Here is a 16,540-nt window from a genome sequence, read left to right as displayed (position 1 = left end):
TGGAGCGTGCGGCGAAGCTCTCCGACGCCGAGGGCGGCGGCAGCTTGACCGCGCTTCCGATAATCGAGACTCAGGCCGGCGACGTGTCGGCCTACATTCCGACCAATGTGATCTCGATCACCGACGGCCAGATCTTCCTCGAGACCGACCTGTTCTACCAGGGCGTCCGGCCGGCGATCAACGTCGGCCTGTCGGTCAGCCGCGTCGGATCGGCCGCCCAGACCAAGGCGATGAAAAAGGTCGCTGGCTCGATCAAGCTGGAACTCGCCCAGTATCGCGAGATGGCCGCCTTCGCGCAGTTCGGCTCGGACCTCGACGCGTCGACCCAAAAGCTGCTCGCCCGCGGCGCGCGGCTCACCGAGCTGCTCAAGCAGCCGCAGTTCCAGCCGATGCCGATCGAAGAGCAGGTCGTATCGATCTACGCCGGGACGCAGGGCTTCCTCGACAGCGTCGATGTGAGGGACGTCGTCCGCTACGAGGCCGCGATGCTGAGTTTCCTCCGCTCGGACAAGCCCGAGATCCTCGCCAAGATCCGCGACACCAAGGCGCTCGACGACGACACCGCCAAGGCGCTCAAGGACGCGCTCACCACGTTCGGGAAACAGTTTGCCTAAATGGCGTCGCTCAAGGCCCTCAAGATCCGCATCGGCTCGGTCAAGTCGACGCAGAAGATCACCAAGGCGCTGAACATGGTGGCGGCGTCGAAGCTTCGTCGCGCGCAGCAGAGCGCGACCGCGGCGCGGCCTTATTCGGCGCGCATGACCGACGTGGTCGCCTCGCTGGCTTCACGCATCACGCCGGGGCCGCAAAGCCCCAAGCTCCTCGCCGGCACGGGCAAGGACGAAACGCACCTGATCATCGTCGCGACCAGCGACCGCGGCCTTGCCGGAGCGTTCAACAGCAACATCGTCCGTGCCGTCCGCCGCCGGGCAGAGGAGCTGATAGGCGAGGGCAAGACGGTGCTGTTCTACATCGTCGGCCGCAAAGGCCGCCCGGTCCTGCAGCGGCTCTACCCGAAGCAGATCATCGCCCAATACGACACCAGCGAGATCAAGAACCCGACCTACGCCGACGCCCAAGCCGTCGCAAAGGACATCATCGACCGCTACGTCACCGACGGCATCGATGTTGTGCACCTGGCTTATGCGATCTTCCGCTCGACGCTGGTGCAGGAACCGACGATCGAGCAGATCATCCCGGTCGTGCCGCGCCGGTCCGAAGAACCGGCGCAGGCGAAGGCCGCTGCTCCCGCGGCGGTCGAATATGAGCCGGACGAGGAAGAGATCCTCGCCGACCTCCTGCCGCGCAACATCGCGGTCCAGCTCTATCGCGCTTTGCTCGAGAATCAGGCCGGCTTCTACGGCTCGCAGATGACTGCGATGGACAATGCGACGCGCAACGCGGGCGACATGATCAAGAAGCTCGGGATCGTCTACAACCGCCAGCGCCAGGCGGTGATCACCACGGAATTGATCGAGATCATTTCGGGCGCCGAAGCGCTCTAACCAAGTTGAAGGCAAGGAAGACAGACATGGCCACCGCCGCCGACACGAAGCCGAAACCCCGTGCCAAAAAGGCTTCCGCCGTGGATTCGAAGTCATCGGCCAAGCCGGCGAGCAACATCACGGGCCGCGTCAGCCAGGTGATCGGGGCCGTCGTCGACGTTGCCTTCGAGGGCGATTTGCCGCCGATCCTCACGGCGCTCGAGACCGACAATGGCGGCAACCGCCTGGTGCTCGAGGTCGCCCAGCACCTCGGCGAGAATGTCGTTCGCACGATCGCCATGGATTCCACCGACGGCCTCACCCGCGGCCAGGAAGTCCGCTCGACCGGCTCCGAGATCCGCGTGCCCGTCGGCCCCAAGACGCTCGGCCGGATCATGAACGTCATCGGCGAGCCGATCGACGACCAGGGCCCGATCGGCAGCGACAAGTCGGCTCCCATCCATGCCGACGCGCCGCCGTTCGTGGACCAGTCGACCGAAGCCTCGATCCTCGTCACCGGGATCAAGGTCATCGACCTGCTCGCCCCTTATGCGCGCGGCGGCAAGATCGGCCTGTTCGGCGGCGCCGGCGTCGGCAAGACCGTCCTCATCCAGGAGCTGATCAACAATATCGCCAAGGGTCACGGCGGCGTTTCTGTATTCGCGGGCGTCGGCGAGCGCACCCGCGAGGGCAACGACCTTTATCACGAGTTCCTTGATGCGGGCGTCATCGCCAAGGACAAGGACGGCAATCCGACCCCCGAGGGCTCCAAGGTCGCGCTGGTGTTCGGGCAAATGAACGAGCCGCCCGGCGCCCGTGCCCGGGTCGCTTTGTCGGGCCTCACGCAGGCCGAATATTTCCGCGACCAGGAAGGGCAGGACGTGTTGTTCTTCGTCGACAACATCTTCCGCTTCACCCAGGCGGGGTCGGAAGTGTCGGCGCTCTTGGGCCGCATCCCGTCCGCGGTGGGTTACCAGCCGACGCTGGCCACCGACATGGGCACGCTCCAGGAGCGGATTACCTCGACCAACAAGGGCTCGATCACCTCGGTGCAGGCGATCTACGTGCCGGCCGACGACTTGACCGACCCGGCGCCGGCGACCTCGTTCGCCCACCTCGACGCGACGACCACGCTCAGCCGCGCGATCTCCGAGCTCGGTATCTATCCTGCGGTCGACCCGCTCGATTCGACCAGCCGGGTTCTGACCTCCGCCGTCGTCGGCCAAGAGCATTACGAGACCGCCCGCGCGGTCCAGGAGACACTCCAACGCTACAAGAGCCTGCAGGACATCATCGCCATCCTCGGCATGGATGAGCTGAGCGAGGAAGATAAGCTGATCGTCGGCCGCGCCCGCAAGATCCAGCGCTTCCTGTCGCAGCCGTTCCACGTCGCCGAGGTGTTCACCGGCATCCCCGGCAAGTTCGTCCAGGTCGAGGACACGGTGCGCTCGTTCAAGGCGGTCGTGAACGGCGAATACGACCATCTTCCCGAAGCCGCATTCTACATGGTCGGCGGCATCGATGAGGCGGTCGCCAAGGCCGAGAAGATGGCGCAGGAGGCCTGATGGCCGACCTGCATTTTGAGCTCGTCACGCCCGACCGGCTGGTGATGTCGGACGACGTGTACATGGTCGTCGTCCCCGGGGCCGAGGGAGAATCCGGCATCATGGCGGGCCACGCACCCTATATGACGACGCTTCGGAATGGCGACGTCGCCGTTTACCGCAGCCAGGGCGCTCAGCCGGAGCGCATCCCCGTGACCGGCGGCTTCGCCGAGGTCAGCGACAAGGGCTTGACCGTGCTTGCCGAGAGTGCCGGCGCCATAGCTTAGCACCGAATTTACCATCGGCCGCTAGTCATCGCGGTCGATGACTTCTGCCCACCCCGTCCCAGTTCTGTCGCAACCCGCTTCCACGCGGATTGCCGCGGCAGTGACATCACGGCCGCTCCTCCTCGCCCTTGTCCTTACTGCGCTCGTCACCGTGCTCCGGCTCGGCGGTGGCGTCGATTCCGACGTCGCGTCGCAATTGGGAGTTGCCCAACGCATCCACGAGGGCGCCAGGCTTTATCGCGACATCGTCGAAGTCAATCCGCCCTTGTGGTTCTGGATGGCGTTGCCGGTCGACCGCTTGGCGACGCTGCTCCATTTGCGGGCCGAGCGCGTGCTGATCACTGCCTTCGGACTGCTCGTAATGCTGTCGCTCGCGGCGACCGACCGTCTGATCGTCCATATCCCTCCCGGCCGCCGGTCCCTGTTCCTGGCCTATGCGGCGCTTATCCTCGCGGCCATGCCGTGGATGCACGTCGGCCAGCGCGAGCAGATCGTGCTGATCGGCGCGCTGCCCTACGCCGCGCTGATCGCGGCTCGCCGCGAAGACCGGCCGGCGTCGCCGTTCCTGGCGATCGCTGTGGGTGCCGCTGCCGCGCTCGGCTTTGCCCTGAAGCATTATTTCCTGATCGTTCCGGCAGCCCTGGAGCTGTGGCTTCTGGCCGGCTTGGGCCGGCGCTGGCGGCCGTTCCGGCCCGAGACGTTCGCTCTCGCCGCAGTTGGCATTGCCTACGCCGCGGCGCTGCTGATGGAACGCAATTATCTGACCCGAATAGTGCCCTTGGTGCGGCTCGCCTACGGCCAGTTCGGCCCGCGCTCGATCCGCGTCTTGTTCAATCTCTATGTGGTCGTCAGCGCCGGACTTTTTGCCTTCACGGTAGCGCACTTCAGGCTGCTCTTCAGCCGATCGAGTTCGCTCGCCGCGGCGCTGTTTGTCGCTGGGTCGGCGTTCACCGCGACCTATTTCATCCAGTTCAAGGGCTGGCCGTACCACACGATCCCGATGCTGGGCTGCGGGTCGCTCGCGTTCGCCGCTTTGCTCGCCGAGACTACATCGCCGCTGCGCCTGCTGCGCGTCCTCGCGCCAGCGCTGCTGGCGCTTCCGCTGGTCGCGTCGGTCAGCGAAGCCACCCATCCGACGCCATCCAACTTTGACGGAGCGGACGCCGTCGCGGGGTTGGCGCCCGGCGATGCGGTGGGATTGCTGACCAGAGAAATTGCGATCCCCCCGTCGGTCAGCCTCCATTACGGGTTCCGCAATTCCTCGCGCTATAACGGCCTCTGGATGATGAACGCCGTCGTCGACAATGAGCTGCGCGGAAATCCCGATCCGCGCGTCGCCGCGTTCGGCCGCCAGGTTGTTGCTGATACCGTCGCGGACTTTCATTGTGCGCCCCCGAAAAGGATCATTGCCGAGCGCCCGCGTCCGGGCCGGCGGGGCTTCAACATCCTCGCCTTCTACGCGCGCAATCCGGACTTCGCAGAGCTGATGTCGCACTATCGGGTGCGCAGCCGCACCAGCCTGGAAACCTACGAGCTGGTCGCGCCGTGGCCGCCGCCCCCTCCTTCGCGCTGCCGTCCCAAGGCTTAACCGGCGCAAGGTTAGTCTTTCTTTAGGCATCTGCGGTTAATCCAATCGACGAGATTTCAGTCAGCGAGTGACCAACGGGCATGAGCGCATTCGGCAAGCGTAGTGGAATGGGTGGCGGCAGCCGCCCCAGCTTCGGCGTCGCCAAGCCTATGAAGGGCGGCCCGGGTTCGGGCGCCGCTGCGGGTACGCCTGACGGCGGCGACCAGTTTCCGCCGCTCGAAGAGCTGACTCCACCGGAAGAAGCGCCAGCGGGCGACAGCGTCGGCCAGTCCGGCGCGATGGACCGATTGACCGCGCGCCAGAATTCGAGCGGCGAGCAGGGCAGCAGCAAGGTCGAGGGCTTCGAGGCTTCGGTCCACCGCATCAAGGAGCAGGTGCTTCCGCGCCTGCTCGAGCGCGTCGACCCCGAAGCGGCTGCGACTCTCAACAAGGATGAGCTCGCCGAGGAATTCCGCCCGATCATTTCGGAAGTGCTGGCCGAGCTGAAGATCACGCTCAACCGCCGCGAGCAGTTCGCGCTCGAGAAGGTTCTCGTCGACGAGCTCCTCGGCCTCGGCCCGCTCGAAGAGCTTCTCGCCGATCCGGCGGTCAGCGACATCATGGTCAACGGGCCCGAGCAGACCTACGTCGAGCGCAAGGGCAAGCTCGAGATCGCGCAAATCCAGTTCCGCGACGAGGAGCATCTGTTCCAGATCGCCCAGCGGATCGTCAACAAGGTCGGCCGGCGCATCGATCAGACCAGCCCGCTGTGCGACGCGCGCCTCCAGGACGGCAGCCGCGTCAACGTCATCATCCCGCCGCTCAGCCTGCGCGGTACCGCCATCTCGATCCGTAAATTCTCCGAGAAGCCGATCACGCTCGACATGATGCGCGGCTTCGGGTCGATGTCGGAGAAGATGGCGACCTTGCTCAAGATCGCCGGCGCCAGCCGCATGAACGTCGTCATCTCGGGCGGTACGGGTTCAGGTAAGACGACGATGCTCAATGCCTTGTCGAAGATGATCGACCCGGGCGAGCGCGTGATCACGATCGAAGACGCGGCCGAGCTTCGGCTTCAGCAGCCGCACTGGCTGCCGCTTGAAACCCGGCCTGCGAACCTCGAAGGCCAGGGCGCGATCACCATCCGCGACCTCGTCATCAACGCTTTGCGTATGCGTCCCGACCGCATCATCCTGGGCGAGATCCGAGGCCAGGAGTGCTTCGACCTCCTGGCGGCAATGAACACCGGCCACGACGGCTCGATGGCGACGCTCCACTCCAACTCCCCGCGCGAATGCCTCGCGCGTATGGAGAACATGGTGATGATGAGCGACATCAAGATCCCGAAGGAGGCGATCAGCCGCCAGATCGCGGATTCGGTCGACCTCATCGTCCAGGTGAAGCGCCTTCGCGATGGTTCGCGCCGCACGACCAACATCACCGAGGTGATCGGCATGGAAGGCGACGTGATCGTCACCCAGGAGCTGTTCAAGTTCGAATATCTCGACGAGACGGCCGACGGGAAGATCCTCGGCGAATATCGCTCGATGGGCCTGCGCCCCTACACCCTCGAAAAGGCCAAGCAGTACGGCTTCGACCAGCCGTATCTTGAGGCCTGCCTCTAGGTCGCGACAGGGCTCCTCGCACCGGCCGAACTCCCAGTTGCGGCGCAACGCAGCCACGATCATAGCAGCGCAATGGACTTGCAGCCCGCGACCAATCCCGCGGCCATGCTGGCAAAGTTGCCGGGCGTGCAGCGCGTGCCGACTCGCGACCTCGAGCTGTTCATCGTCCGGGGCTTCCTCGACCCCGAAGCCTGCGCGGCGATGATCGAGCGGATCGACACGCGACGGCGCCCATCCGAAATCTCCGACGATGCGGGCATCGCGAATTTCCGCACGAGTGAAACGTGCGACCTTGACTCAAATGACCCTTTGGTCGGTGAAGTCGAGCGCAGGATTTCCGCGCTGCTCGGCCTGCCGCTCGACAATGGCGAGCCGCTCCAGGGCCAACGCTACGCGCCCGGCCAGGAGTTCCGCCCGCACACCGACACCTTCAATCCGGGCGGCTATGATTTCCTCCTGCATACGCAGCGTGGCGGGCAGCGCAGCTGGACCGCTATGATCTATCTCAATGAACCCGAAGAGGGCGGCGCGACCCGGTTCAAGACGATTGGCAAGACCGTCCAGGCGGAAGCCGGCAAGCTGCTTGCGTGGAACAACCTGCTGCCCGGCGGCGCGCCCAATCCGGCGACCCTCCACCAGGGCATGAAAGTCCGCCGCGGCACCAAATATGTGCTGACCAAATGGTTCAGGGAGCGGCCACTGTGACGGCGCGAGCCGGTGTTTCGCGGACACGATTCAAAAAACTGCAACAGCAGATTCACGGATACGACCGCTAAGCTGTCACATCTCTGTCGTGGCGCCCTCCTAAACCGTTCCCATCCAGCCCGCACGGGCTAGGGGGAAAGGTCAGCATTCATGATATCCGGTACGTTGAGCGCGCGGCGCGCGGCTCGTCACAACATCGTTCAAGCCACCAACTTCCGGGCCCGGGCGCTCATGATGGGCCTGCTGTTGAGCTCGGTGTCGACGGCGGCGTTCGCCCAGGATGCACCGCCTGCGGCCCCTTCTAACGGCGCGATCGTTCCCGGCTCGGCGAACACTCCGCAACAGGAGCAGACCGGCAGCAACGCGCCCGCGACTCCGTCATCGCAGCCGCCTGCCCCGATGGCTGGCGATGTTGCGCAACCGGCGAGCGGCGCTTCCGTCGTTGAAAACGGCCCGCAAGCACCGCAGGACACCGGCTCGGGCCTCGCGGCCATTATCGTCACCGCGACGAAGCGCGAGACGAACCTGCAGCAGACGCCGATCGCAATCAGCGTCGCCAGCGCCCAATCTCTCGCGGATCGCCACGCACTCTCCTTGTTCAGCCTCGCCGACGGTTCGATCCCGAGCCTTCGCGTCGCAACCTTCGAAGCGCGACAGTCGGCGCTGACCGTCGGCATTCGCGGCATCGTTCCCTATGACCAGAACCAGACGGCGCGCGACAACGGCGTCAGCGTCTATCTGGACGGAATCGCGCTGGGCAAGACCCAGGGCCTCAACGCGGCGCTGTTCGACATCGACCGTATCGAGGTTCTGAAGGGCCCGCAGGGAACGCTGTTCGGCCGGAATACCGAAGGCGGCGCTGTGTCCATGATCACTCGGGCGCCCACCGGCGTGTTCGGTCTGCGCGGCACCGTCGGCGCAGGCAGCTACAATTCTCACAATGCGGAACTTCACCTCGATCTTCCCGCTTTTGCCAATATCGCGATCAAGCTCGATGGCGTCTACGAACACCAAAGTCCGACCACGAAGGATCCGCTCAGCGGTTCAACCGGCTGGAACTATTATGACCGCAAGGGCGGGCGGGTCGCGGCTCGCTGGACTCCGTTCGACGGCTTCACTGCCGATCTCTCGTACGATTACGCGGAAGACGACAATACTCCGCAGTACAGCCAATTGGTTAGCTACAACCCCAATCACTACACCGTTGGTTCGTATACCAACGGGGTAACCGGCGTTGTCGGCAATAGCCTGTTCCTGCCGGGCACCAACACAGCGTGCGGCGGCACCATCACGGAAGCGCAACGCCTGGCCGGAAGGCTGCCCTGCGTGGCTCCGCTGGCGCCGACCGTCGGTGTTCACCCGGACCGCCAGGCAATTGCCGACGTCGGCGTGCCGCAACAGCCAAGCGTCGACAAGACTCACGGCTTTAACGGAACGCTAAAGTACAAGATCACACCACATCTCGAGCTCCGGTCGATCACCGGATGGCGCGGCGTCAGCACTGACCAATGGGACAATTCCGGCGGCCCTCAGCGCACGACCTTCGTGCCGAACGCGACCTTCAGCCGCTACAGCCTGTCATTCCTGCGCCAGCACCAGTTCAGCGAGGAATTTCAGATCGTCGGCAGCCTGCCGCACTTGGATTACGTCCTTGGCGCTTATTACTACACCGAGCACGCGACCGAATATGCCGCGACTCCGCAGAGCAATCAGTGGACCAATGACCTAACGGGCAACTACATCGTTCGCAGTCCGATCGTTACCGGAACGGTCACCAGCGGCAATTCGGGCTACCAGCAGTTCGCTCCGTCGTGCATCAACACTCTCGCGACCTCAACGCCTCCGGTGCCGCAGTTCACCAACAGCTGCCAGTTCATCACTCGCGCAAGCCAGGCGCACGACCACAACTATTCTGTGTTCGGCCAGGCGACCTTCACCCCGGGCGGGATTCCGATCCTGCACATCACCGGCGGCGCGCGCTGGACCCTGGATAGGCGCGACGGCACATTGTACGTCGTCAATAACCTGCCCCAGCCGTTCAGCTTCAGCAATCGCGCAAACCGTGTCGACCCGTTGGTGACGGTGGCCCTGGACGCAGCACCGACAGTCCATTTGTATGCCAAGTATGCGACCGGCTTCCGCGCCGGCGGCGCCAACGATCGGTCGCTGGCGTTCAACCCATTCGGACCTGAGTCAGTGAAATCCTATGAAGCCGGCGCGAAGATGGATTTCCTCGACCACAAGGCCCGCCTGAACCTTGCCGGCTACATCATGAACCGCTCGAACACGCAGTTCGACTTCGACCTGTTCGACACCAATGCCGCCAGCCCGACCAACGGCAGCCACATCGAGCAGACGGTGAACGCGGGCACGACCAAGATCAAAGGCCTCGAAGCAGATTTGACTGTGCGGCCGATCCCGCCGCTAACCCTCGGCGCGTCTTATGCCTATACTTCGTGGAAGGCCCCCGCCGCGGTGAACCCGATCACCGGCGGTCCGGCGCAACAATTGTTCATCGTCTATACGCCCAAGAACGCGGCGTCGGGTTATATCGATTACCAGGTCCCGACGAACATCTCGAATGGCAAGATCCGCTTCCACATCGATGGCAATTATTCGGATGGGCAGTACAGCTTCCAGCTCGAGCCGACGAAGACCGACCCGAGCTTCATCGTGAATGGCCGGATTGCGCTTGCCGATGTCGAGATGAACAGCGGCAGCGTGTTGATGACGTTTGCGATCTGGTCGCGCAACCTGTTCAACGAGCAGCATATCTATCGCCGCTCAGCCGCAAACTCCTCGCCGGTGCTGAACTATTGCCCGACCAACGGTTCGGTCGGGGGGGTGGCGTGCATTCCCAACGCGCTGTTCTCGACGTCTTACGGCGGCATTCTCGGCGATTATGCAAACTTCAATGCACCGCGGACCTGGGGCGCCGAGCTGTCGTTCAAGATCGGCGCACCGCGCATCGTCCCGGCCGCCTATGTCCCACCGCCCCCGCCTCCCCCGCCGCCGGCAACGGTGACCTGCGAAAGCGGGACGGTGATCACGGCGCCGGGCACCTGCCCGCCGCCGCCGGCCCCGCCGCCACCGCCGCCGCCGGAACAGGCCCCCGAGCGCGGCTAGTCGGATCATCATCGATAGGCTTCCACGGGCCACGCCGATCGTCTCGGCGTGGCCCGCAACTTTGGGTCGTGGCTGCAGATGCGCCGAACGGGAGCTTACCCGCAAGGACTGCAAGCGGCTCAATGCGTTGGATGGAAAGGGAAAATGGTGGGCGTGGCAAGGATTGAACTTGCGACCCCTGCGATGTCAACACAGTGCTCTACCACTGAGCTACACGCCCACCGAGAAATCCAGCAGTCCAGGGACTGACGAGATTTCGAGGTCCGGACTCATGCGAAGCATGGCCGGCCCGAATTGGCCCGAGGCCCTCCGGAAGGCGGCATTTAGGGGGCAGTTTACGAAGGCGCAACCCGTCCCGGCGCTATAAGCGGCCGTGCTGATCCTCGGTCTGGAAGATGCGGTCGACCTCCATCACCAAATCCTTGAGGTGGAAGGGCTTGGACAGCAACTTGGCTTCGGGCGCGGTGCGCCCGCCCTGGAGCGCCACGGCGGCGAAGCCGGTGATGAACATGACCCGGATGCCAGGGTCGATCGCACTGGCTTTCTGAGCCAGCTCGATCCCGTCCATCTCGGGCATGACAATATCGGTCAAGAGGAGGTCGAAATGACTGCTCTCGAGCAACGGCATGGCCTCGGTGCCGCAGCCCACCGCTTCGACCTCGTAGCCGACCCGCTGCAGCGCGCGCTGCAGATATTCGCGCATCGACGTATCGTCTTCGGCCAGGAGAATTCTCGCCATGACTGCTCTATGCGCTGCTCCAATGCGTTTTTCCAGAAGCGAATAATGCGCCGGCGCGTTGCACGCTCCCTAGCCAAGTCCTAAACTGGCACGGAAATTAACCCCGATCGTGAGCAAGCTCCCCTCCCCCATCCTCCATCAGCCGCGAGGACAACTGCCGGTCCTTCTGTCGGTACCGCATTCGGGGCGCGATTATCCCGAGTGGCTGATCGCGCTTGCCGCGGCCGGCAAGCCGGCGCTGACGACGCTCGAGGATCCCTTCGTCGACCGGCTGGTATGGCGCGCGCTTCAGCGCGGCTGCGGCGGGGTCATCGCCCGCACCCCGCGCGCGGCGGTCGACTGCAACCGCGGCGAGGATGAAGTCGACCCATCGGTGGTCGACGGTGCGCGGCGCGGACGGGTCAGCGCGCGCGCCCGCGGCGGGCTCGGGATCGTCCCGGCGCGCACGCAGCAGCACGGTTTTCTCTGGCGGCGGGCGATTACGCCCCGGCAACTCGATGAACGGCTGAACCAGGCCCATCGCCCCTATCACGAGGCGATCGAGGGCCAGCTTGGACTGCTGCTGGACCGTTTCGGCTGCGCGCTCCTGCTCGACTGCCACTCGATGCCGCCGCCGGCACGCGGCGTGCCAGCGCTGGTGTTCGGCGATGGCCGCGGCCGCACCGCCGAGCCGTGGATCAGCGCGGAAGCGGTGGCGATCGCGAAACGCTTAGGCTTCGACGCGGCGCTCAACGACCCGTTCGCGGGAGGCCATGTGATCGAACGCCACGCCCGGCCGGCAGCCGGCGTCCATGCGCTGCAAATCGAGATCGACCGCCGCTGCTACCTCGACGCCAGGCTGGCAAAGCCGGGTGCCGGCTTCGACCGCGTCGCGGGATTGATCGAGACCCTTGCGGTCGAGCTCGGCGAGGCGCTGATCGGCCGCCAGTATGCGACGGCGGCCGAATAAGCCTGGCTAGGCCATCGCCGGCGCCGGCTGCGCCACCTGGGTAGGGGCTTTGCCCTGCTGCATCTGGCGCGCGAACACGTCGCGCATCTGGCTCAATGAAAACAGGTGCGCATAGAGCAGCGGCAGCATGCCGTTCTGGTTCATCTTCCTGAGCTCGTCGCCGCGCAGGTTGCGGACCTTCTCCTCGTCGACCATGCGAAAGCCGCGATAGACGAACGGCTGGTCGAAGCCTTCGGGCTGGATCGCCACCTCGCCGTCCATCAGCAGGTCGGACTTGACCAGATCCTCGATGAACGCATTGGTCCTGAGGCCCGCGGCCTCGAACTGCTCGCAGAACTCGAGAACCGCCTTGGTTGCGGCGCTCGGCTGGTCGCCGTCGAACAATGGCTCGCCATCGTCGAAATCGCCGACCGCGCCCGACGTCGGGTCGAAACATAAGGACAACTCGTCGGTGTCGGGCCGAAGCCGTGCCAGCAGGAACGGATAGCGGCGCAGATAAGCAGGCACATAGAGGCTCTGGTCGGTCGCGCGGCCGTTCTCGTCGAGGAACACGTTGATGCCCTCGTTGAGGCCCATGAGGGCGATCGGCACGGGTGTCCCGCCGATCGAGAAGACGATCGGATAATGCCGCTGCACGAGCGTGAATTCGTCGACCGTCAGCGGCACCGCATGCGTGCGGCCGGCCTCGGGCATGCTGGTGATGCCGTGCACTTTCATCTTGCCGTGCTGGTCGAGATTGATCGGCTCGATCGCGTTGTAGAAAATCGGCATTCCTTCGGTCGGAGCGGCAGTCGCCATCTAAGATCATCTCCTGGGGTCCGGACTTGCGGCTGCGCTTCGCGCGCTCGCTTGCCGGTTATGGTCCGCACGGGCCTCTATTGGCCTCGCGCGCGTTAGGCAAGCCAATGGCGCCACGCAGACGGCGCGAGGCGTTCAGTTCATTGAACATTCAACGCTTTGCTGCGAAGCCGCCGCCCATGGGGTTGGGCCGTTAGTGATCGTCGGGACAGTCTGGAAGCTCGTGCCGCTGCTGCTCGGCCTGATCGGCGAGCAACCCGGCGCCGTCAGCCAGTCGGTCACGCGCCTGATCGTCCAGGACGAGGTGATCCTGCGCATCCCGATTCAGCCGCGTCCTCTACTGCCCGAGATTGAGTGGGTCGAGACGAAGGGCCCCAAGTGCATTCCGGCCGCCGCGATCCAGCGGGTGCTTCTGTCAGGGCCTCAGCAGGTCGACTTCGTTCTCGGCAACCATGCACGGATCCGCGCGCAGTTCGACGAGGATTGTCCTGCGCTCGACTTTTACGGCGGCGTTTACCTGCAGCCGGCCGACGAGCGCGTGTGCGCGCGGCGCGACGCGGTCCACTCGCGGATCGGCGGCAGCTGCACGATCGAGCGCTTCAGGCAACTGCTCCCAAGGCTACGCCACTGATCCTTCTCGCCGGTTGGAATCCGACACTTCGAACCCCACATTCCTTGACAAGCGCAAGGCGTGCGGCATAGCCGCGAGCGCGCGATTGCCGAACCGGCCGTAAGAAGCCGCGGCTCACTCCATCATCCGGATTTTGAATGACTTTTGCCGATCTCGGCCTTTCCGACGAACTGCTCCGCGCGGTCAATGACAGCGGATATAATGAACCGACTCCCATCCAGCGCGCCGCCATTCCGTCGGTTCTGATGGGCAAGGACCTGGTCGGCATCGCCCAGACCGGCACCGGCAAGACCGCCGGCTTCGTGCTGCCGATGATCGACATCCTCCACCACGGCCGCAGCCGAGCGCGCATGCCGCGGTCTCTCATTCTCGAGCCGACTCGCGAGCTGGCGATGCAGGTCGCCGAGAATTTCGAGAAATACGGAAAATATCACCCGCTCTCGATGGCGCTGCTGATGGGCGGCGTGCAGATGGGCGACCAGGTCAAGGCGCTCGAAAAGGGTGTCGACGTGCTGATCGCCACACCGGGCCGCCTGATGGACCTGTTCGGGCGGGGCAAGATCATGCTCAACGATTGCAACCTGCTGGTGATCGATGAAGCCGACCGCATGCTCGACATGGGCTTCATCCCCGACATCGAGGAGATTTGCTCCAAGCTCCCCAAGTCGCGCCAGACCTTGCTCTTTTCGGCGACCATGCCGCCGCCGATCCAGAAGCTGGCGGCCAAGTTCCTCAACGACCCGAAGCGCGTCGAGGTTGCGCGGCCGGCCACCGCCAACGTCAACATCGAGCAGCGTCTGGTCGACGTCAGCGCCGACAAGAAAAAGGACGCGCTGCGCGACATCCTCCGCCATGAAGAATTCAGGAACGCCATCGTCTTCTGCAACCGCAAGACGACCGTCCGCGAGCTCGCGTCGAGCCTCAAGCGCTCAGGCTTCAAGGTCGGGCAGATCCAGGGCGACATGGACCAGGCGGACAGGATCGCCGAGTTCGATCGATTCAAGCGCGACGAAATCAACATCCTCGTCGCGTCCGACGTCGCAGCGCGCGGGCTCGACGTCAAAGGCGTGAGCCATGTCATCAACTTCGACGTGCCGTGGCAGCCGGACGACTATATCCACCGCATCGGCCGCACTGGACGCGCGGGTATGACTGGCATCGCCATTACCCTCGCCACCAGGCAGGATGCCGAAGCCGTCGCCGGGATCGAGAAACTCACCGGCCTCAAGATCGCGCGCTCCGGCAAGGCGCCCGACCCGCAGCCCGCGCCTGAGAAGGCTGCGCCCAGGAAGGCCGAGCCGCGTGGCGCCGAGCCGAAACGCGCAAAATCCGCACCCAAGCGCGAGCGGGCCAAACCGCCGCAGCCCGAGCGTGTGCAAGAGCCGAAGCGCGAGCAGGATCAAATGCCGAAGCACGATCCGGTGCCGGAATCGAAAGCTGACCGCATGCCTGTGGTCGAGGATATCAAGAGCGAGTGGAACGGTCCGCTCCCCAGTTTCCTGTCGAAGAGCGCCGGCTAGTTACAAGCCTGACACTGGAAAGCGCTGCCGGCGGTTCCTAGCTCCTTCGTGGGCCGTGCAAGCGAAGGAACCCTTATGACCGACTACGAGCCTCCGAAAGTCTGGAAGTGGGAACAGCCGAGCGGCGGCCAGTTCGCGAGCATCAACCGCCCGATCGCCGGCCCGACCCACGACAAGGCGCTCCCGGTCGGCAAGCATCCGTTCCAGCTCTATTCGCTCGCCACGCCCAACGGCCAGAAGGTCGGAATCATGTTCGAGGAGCTGCTCGCGAGAGGTCACGCCGATGCCGAATATGACGCCTGGCCGATCCGTATCGGCGACGGCGATCAATTCGGCAGCGGCTTTGTCGACATCAACCCCAACTCGAAGATCCCGGCGCTGGTCGACCGCAGCGGTCCCGAGCCGGTGCGCGTGTTCGAATCCGGCGCCATCCTGCTCCACCTCGCCGAGAAGTTCGGCGAATTCCTTCCTGCTTCAGGCCCCGGCCGCGCGGAGACGCTCTCCTGGCTGTTCTGGCAGATGGGCAGCGCGCCCTTCCTTGGCGGCGGCTTCGGCCACTTCTTCGCCTACGCGCCGGAGAAGATCGAATATGCGATCAACCGCTACGCGATGGAGGCCAAGCGCCAGCTCGACGTGCTCAACCGGCGCCTTGAGACCAGCGAATATGTCGCCGGCCCCGACTACACCATCGCCGACATCGCCATCTGGCCGTGGTACGGGCAGCTCGCGCTCGGCAAGACCTACGAAGGCGCCGACGTCTTCCTCGCCACGCATGAATATGAGCATGTCCTGCGCTGGGCGCGAGCGATCGCCGAGCGTCCTGCGGTGAAACGCGGCCGCATCGTCAACAGGCTCAGCGGCGACGAAAGCGAGCAGCTGCACGAGCGCCACGACGCCAGCGACTTCGACCTCCGCACCGAGGAGAAGATCAAGGGTCTGGCCCTCGATCAGTCCGAGGCGGTCAAGGACGACGCGATCTAGCTACGGCCGCGGGGTTGCCGCCTTCTGAATCTGCAGCACCAACGGATCGCTAGCGAGGGCGTGCAGATACGCGCGCCGTTGGTCCGATCCCGGCTTGAGCTTGCGCAACGCGCGGCGCTGCTCGTCGGTCAGGGTGAACTTCGAATAACCGCGCTGCATGAGGCAATCGGCGGTCGTCGCTTCCAGCGTGTGCTTGATGTTGCGGTAGCGCAGCTCGGGACGAGCATTGTCGACGATATGCTGCTGCGTCGCGGCATATTGGCCTATCTGGTTCGCGTCCGAGGGTGGAGGCCCCGAAGGCGACGCGCCGGTCGTGTTGGGCGCAAAAGTACCCTGGATCGTGTCCAGCTGACGCGATGCATTGATCAGCACCTGCGCGTCCTGCGTATTCGAAACGTCGGTGTAATGGCCCTTTAGGCCGCATTCGACCGAGTCCTGGCGATATTGCGCCAGCGATACGCCGGCCTTGCCCCAACTCTCCTGCGGCGCTGGAGCGGCATGGGCTGGCAAGGCGAGCAGGCCGGCCAAGGTCGAGACGGCGAAAAAGCGTCGCATGGTCGTCTTCCGAAATTGAGTGGTAACGC

The 16,540-nt window shown here is 64.6% G+C and carries 14 protein-coding genes, 1 tRNA gene and 1 pseudogene; 12 read left to right on the top strand and 4 right to left on the bottom strand.

The genetic code is table 11. From position 1 onward, the window contains the following. The 8 genes and pseudogenes from ACJ8FR_RS02105 to ACJ8FR_RS02070 form a co-directional block, all read left to right on the top strand. Positions 1 to 614 (top strand): annotated as a pseudogene (locus tag ACJ8FR_RS02105) (F0F1 ATP synthase subunit alpha); the annotation flags it as partial. After that, a complete protein-coding gene (locus ACJ8FR_RS02100; protein WP_407826948.1) occupies positions 615 to 1,505 on the top strand; it encodes a F0F1 ATP synthase subunit gamma in 891 nt (296 codons plus the stop codon). It abuts the pseudogene before it with no gap. 26 nt (positions 1,506 to 1,531) lie between these two features. Next, positions 1,532 to 3,049: a F0F1 ATP synthase subunit beta gene (atpD, locus tag ACJ8FR_RS02095; protein WP_407826947.1), complete on the top strand. Its 1,518-nt coding sequence runs from the start codon at positions 1,532 to 1,534 to the stop codon at positions 3,047 to 3,049. Continuing rightward, positions 3,049 to 3,315, top strand: coding sequence for an ATP synthase F1 subunit epsilon (locus ACJ8FR_RS02090; RefSeq protein WP_407826946.1), 267 nt, complete (start codon positions 3,049 to 3,051; stop codon positions 3,313 to 3,315). The genes atpD and ACJ8FR_RS02090 overlap by 1 nt, the downstream gene beginning before the upstream one ends. 100 nt (positions 3,316 to 3,415) lie before the next feature. Next, positions 3,416 to 4,903: a hypothetical protein gene (locus tag ACJ8FR_RS02085; protein WP_407826945.1), complete on the top strand. Its 1,488-nt coding sequence runs from the start codon at positions 3,416 to 3,418 to the stop codon at positions 4,901 to 4,903. A gap of 80 nt (positions 4,904 to 4,983) precedes the next feature. Next, positions 4,984 to 6,507: a CpaF family protein gene (locus ACJ8FR_RS02080; protein WP_407826944.1), complete on the top strand. Its 1,524-nt coding sequence runs from the start codon at positions 4,984 to 4,986 to the stop codon at positions 6,505 to 6,507. 72 nt (positions 6,508 to 6,579) lie between these two features. Then, positions 6,580 to 7,212 (top strand): prolyl hydroxylase family protein, encoded by a 633-nt coding sequence (locus ACJ8FR_RS02075; protein WP_407826943.1) that lies wholly within the window; start codon positions 6,580 to 6,582, stop codon positions 7,210 to 7,212. Between the two features lie 399 nt (positions 7,213 to 7,611). Further along, entirely contained in the window at positions 7,612 to 10,338 is a 2,727-nt protein-coding gene (locus tag ACJ8FR_RS02070; protein WP_407826953.1) for a TonB-dependent receptor, read from the top strand. Positions 10,339 to 10,483: 145 nt separating this feature from the next. Here the strand turns inward: ACJ8FR_RS02070 and ACJ8FR_RS02065 are convergent. Both ACJ8FR_RS02065 and cpdR read right to left on the bottom strand, forming a co-directional pair. Further along, a tRNA-Val gene (locus ACJ8FR_RS02065) sits at positions 10,484 to 10,558 on the bottom strand. A 141-nt stretch (positions 10,559 to 10,699) separates the two neighbouring features. After that, the gene (gene cpdR / locus ACJ8FR_RS02060) at positions 10,700 to 11,077 is read right to left on the bottom strand and encodes a cell cycle two-component system response regulator CpdR (RefSeq protein WP_407826942.1); all 378 of its coding nucleotides are present in this window, start codon (positions 11,075 to 11,077) and stop codon (positions 10,700 to 10,702) included. A 109-nt stretch (positions 11,078 to 11,186) separates the two neighbouring features. Between cpdR and ACJ8FR_RS02055 the strand changes: the two genes are divergently transcribed. Further along, positions 11,187 to 12,026 (top strand): N-formylglutamate amidohydrolase, encoded by an 840-nt coding sequence (locus tag ACJ8FR_RS02055; protein ID WP_407826941.1) that lies wholly within the window; start codon positions 11,187 to 11,189, stop codon positions 12,024 to 12,026. Between the two features lie 6 nt (positions 12,027 to 12,032). On the opposite strand, the gene ACJ8FR_RS02050 is transcribed toward ACJ8FR_RS02055, so the two are convergent. Further along, on the bottom strand, positions 12,033 to 12,824 hold the full coding sequence (locus tag ACJ8FR_RS02050; RefSeq protein WP_407826940.1) for a SapC family protein: 792 nt from the start codon (positions 12,822 to 12,824) through the stop codon (positions 12,033 to 12,035). A gap of 196 nt (positions 12,825 to 13,020) precedes the next feature. Between ACJ8FR_RS02050 and ACJ8FR_RS02045 the strand changes: the two genes are divergently transcribed. The 3 genes from ACJ8FR_RS02045 (at position 13,021) to yghU (ending at position 15,956) form a co-directional block, all read left to right on the top strand. After that, complete coding sequence (locus ACJ8FR_RS02045) at positions 13,021 to 13,455, top strand: hypothetical protein (protein ID WP_407826939.1); 435 nt, start codon at positions 13,021 to 13,023, stop codon at positions 13,453 to 13,455. Positions 13,456 to 13,592: 137 nt separating this feature from the next. Further along, complete coding sequence (locus tag ACJ8FR_RS02040) at positions 13,593 to 14,975, top strand: DEAD/DEAH box helicase (RefSeq protein ID WP_407826938.1); 1,383 nt, start codon at positions 13,593 to 13,595, stop codon at positions 14,973 to 14,975. Between the two features lie 75 nt (positions 14,976 to 15,050). After that, positions 15,051 to 15,956, top strand: coding sequence for a glutathione-dependent disulfide-bond oxidoreductase (gene yghU, locus ACJ8FR_RS02035; protein WP_407826937.1), 906 nt, complete (start codon positions 15,051 to 15,053; stop codon positions 15,954 to 15,956). Here yghU and ACJ8FR_RS02030 read toward each other — a convergent pair whose 3' ends face one another. After that, a complete protein-coding gene (locus ACJ8FR_RS02030) occupies positions 15,957 to 16,511 on the bottom strand; it encodes a hypothetical protein (RefSeq protein WP_407826936.1) in 555 nt (184 codons plus the stop codon). Positions 16,512 to 16,540: the final 29 nt, after the last annotated feature.

Origin of the sequence: Sphingomonas sp., from assembly GCF_045810705.1 — a bacterium.
GTDB lineage: Bacteria > Pseudomonadota > Alphaproteobacteria > Sphingomonadales > Sphingomonadaceae > Sphingomicrobium.
The sequence above is the reverse complement of the archived record's forward strand: the minus strand, read 5'-3'. Positions and strand labels throughout refer to the sequence as shown.

What these genes read in the sequence shown, in the direction of transcription:
- ACJ8FR_RS02050 (WP_407826940.1), bottom strand. Translation starts at nt 12,824, where the DNA reads ATGGCGACTGCCGCTCCGACCGAAGGAATGCCGATTTTCTACAACGCG.
- ACJ8FR_RS02075 (WP_407826943.1), top strand. Translation starts at nt 6,580, where the DNA reads ATGGACTTGCAGCCCGCGACCAATCCCGCGGCCATGCTGGCAAAGTTG.
- atpD (WP_407826947.1), top strand. Translation starts at nt 1,532, where the DNA reads ATGGCCACCGCCGCCGACACGAAGCCGAAACCCCGTGCCAAAAAGGCT.
- ACJ8FR_RS02080 (WP_407826944.1), top strand. Translation starts at nt 4,984, where the DNA reads ATGAGCGCATTCGGCAAGCGTAGTGGAATGGGTGGCGGCAGCCGCCCC.
- ACJ8FR_RS02070 (WP_407826953.1), top strand. Translation starts at nt 7,612, where the DNA reads ATGGCTGGCGATGTTGCGCAACCGGCGAGCGGCGCTTCCGTCGTTGAA.
- ACJ8FR_RS02100 (WP_407826948.1), top strand. Translation starts at nt 615, where the DNA reads ATGGCGTCGCTCAAGGCCCTCAAGATCCGCATCGGCTCGGTCAAGTCG.
- ACJ8FR_RS02040 (WP_407826938.1), top strand. Translation starts at nt 13,593, where the DNA reads ATGACTTTTGCCGATCTCGGCCTTTCCGACGAACTGCTCCGCGCGGTC.
- ACJ8FR_RS02090 (WP_407826946.1), top strand. Translation starts at nt 3,049, where the DNA reads ATGGCCGACCTGCATTTTGAGCTCGTCACGCCCGACCGGCTGGTGATG.
- ACJ8FR_RS02030 (WP_407826936.1), bottom strand. Translation starts at nt 16,511, where the DNA reads ATGCGACGCTTTTTCGCCGTCTCGACCTTGGCCGGCCTGCTCGCCTTG.
- yghU (WP_407826937.1), top strand. Translation starts at nt 15,051, where the DNA reads ATGACCGACTACGAGCCTCCGAAAGTCTGGAAGTGGGAACAGCCGAGC.
- cpdR (WP_407826942.1), bottom strand. Translation starts at nt 11,077, where the DNA reads ATGGCGAGAATTCTCCTGGCCGAAGACGATACGTCGATGCGCGAATAT.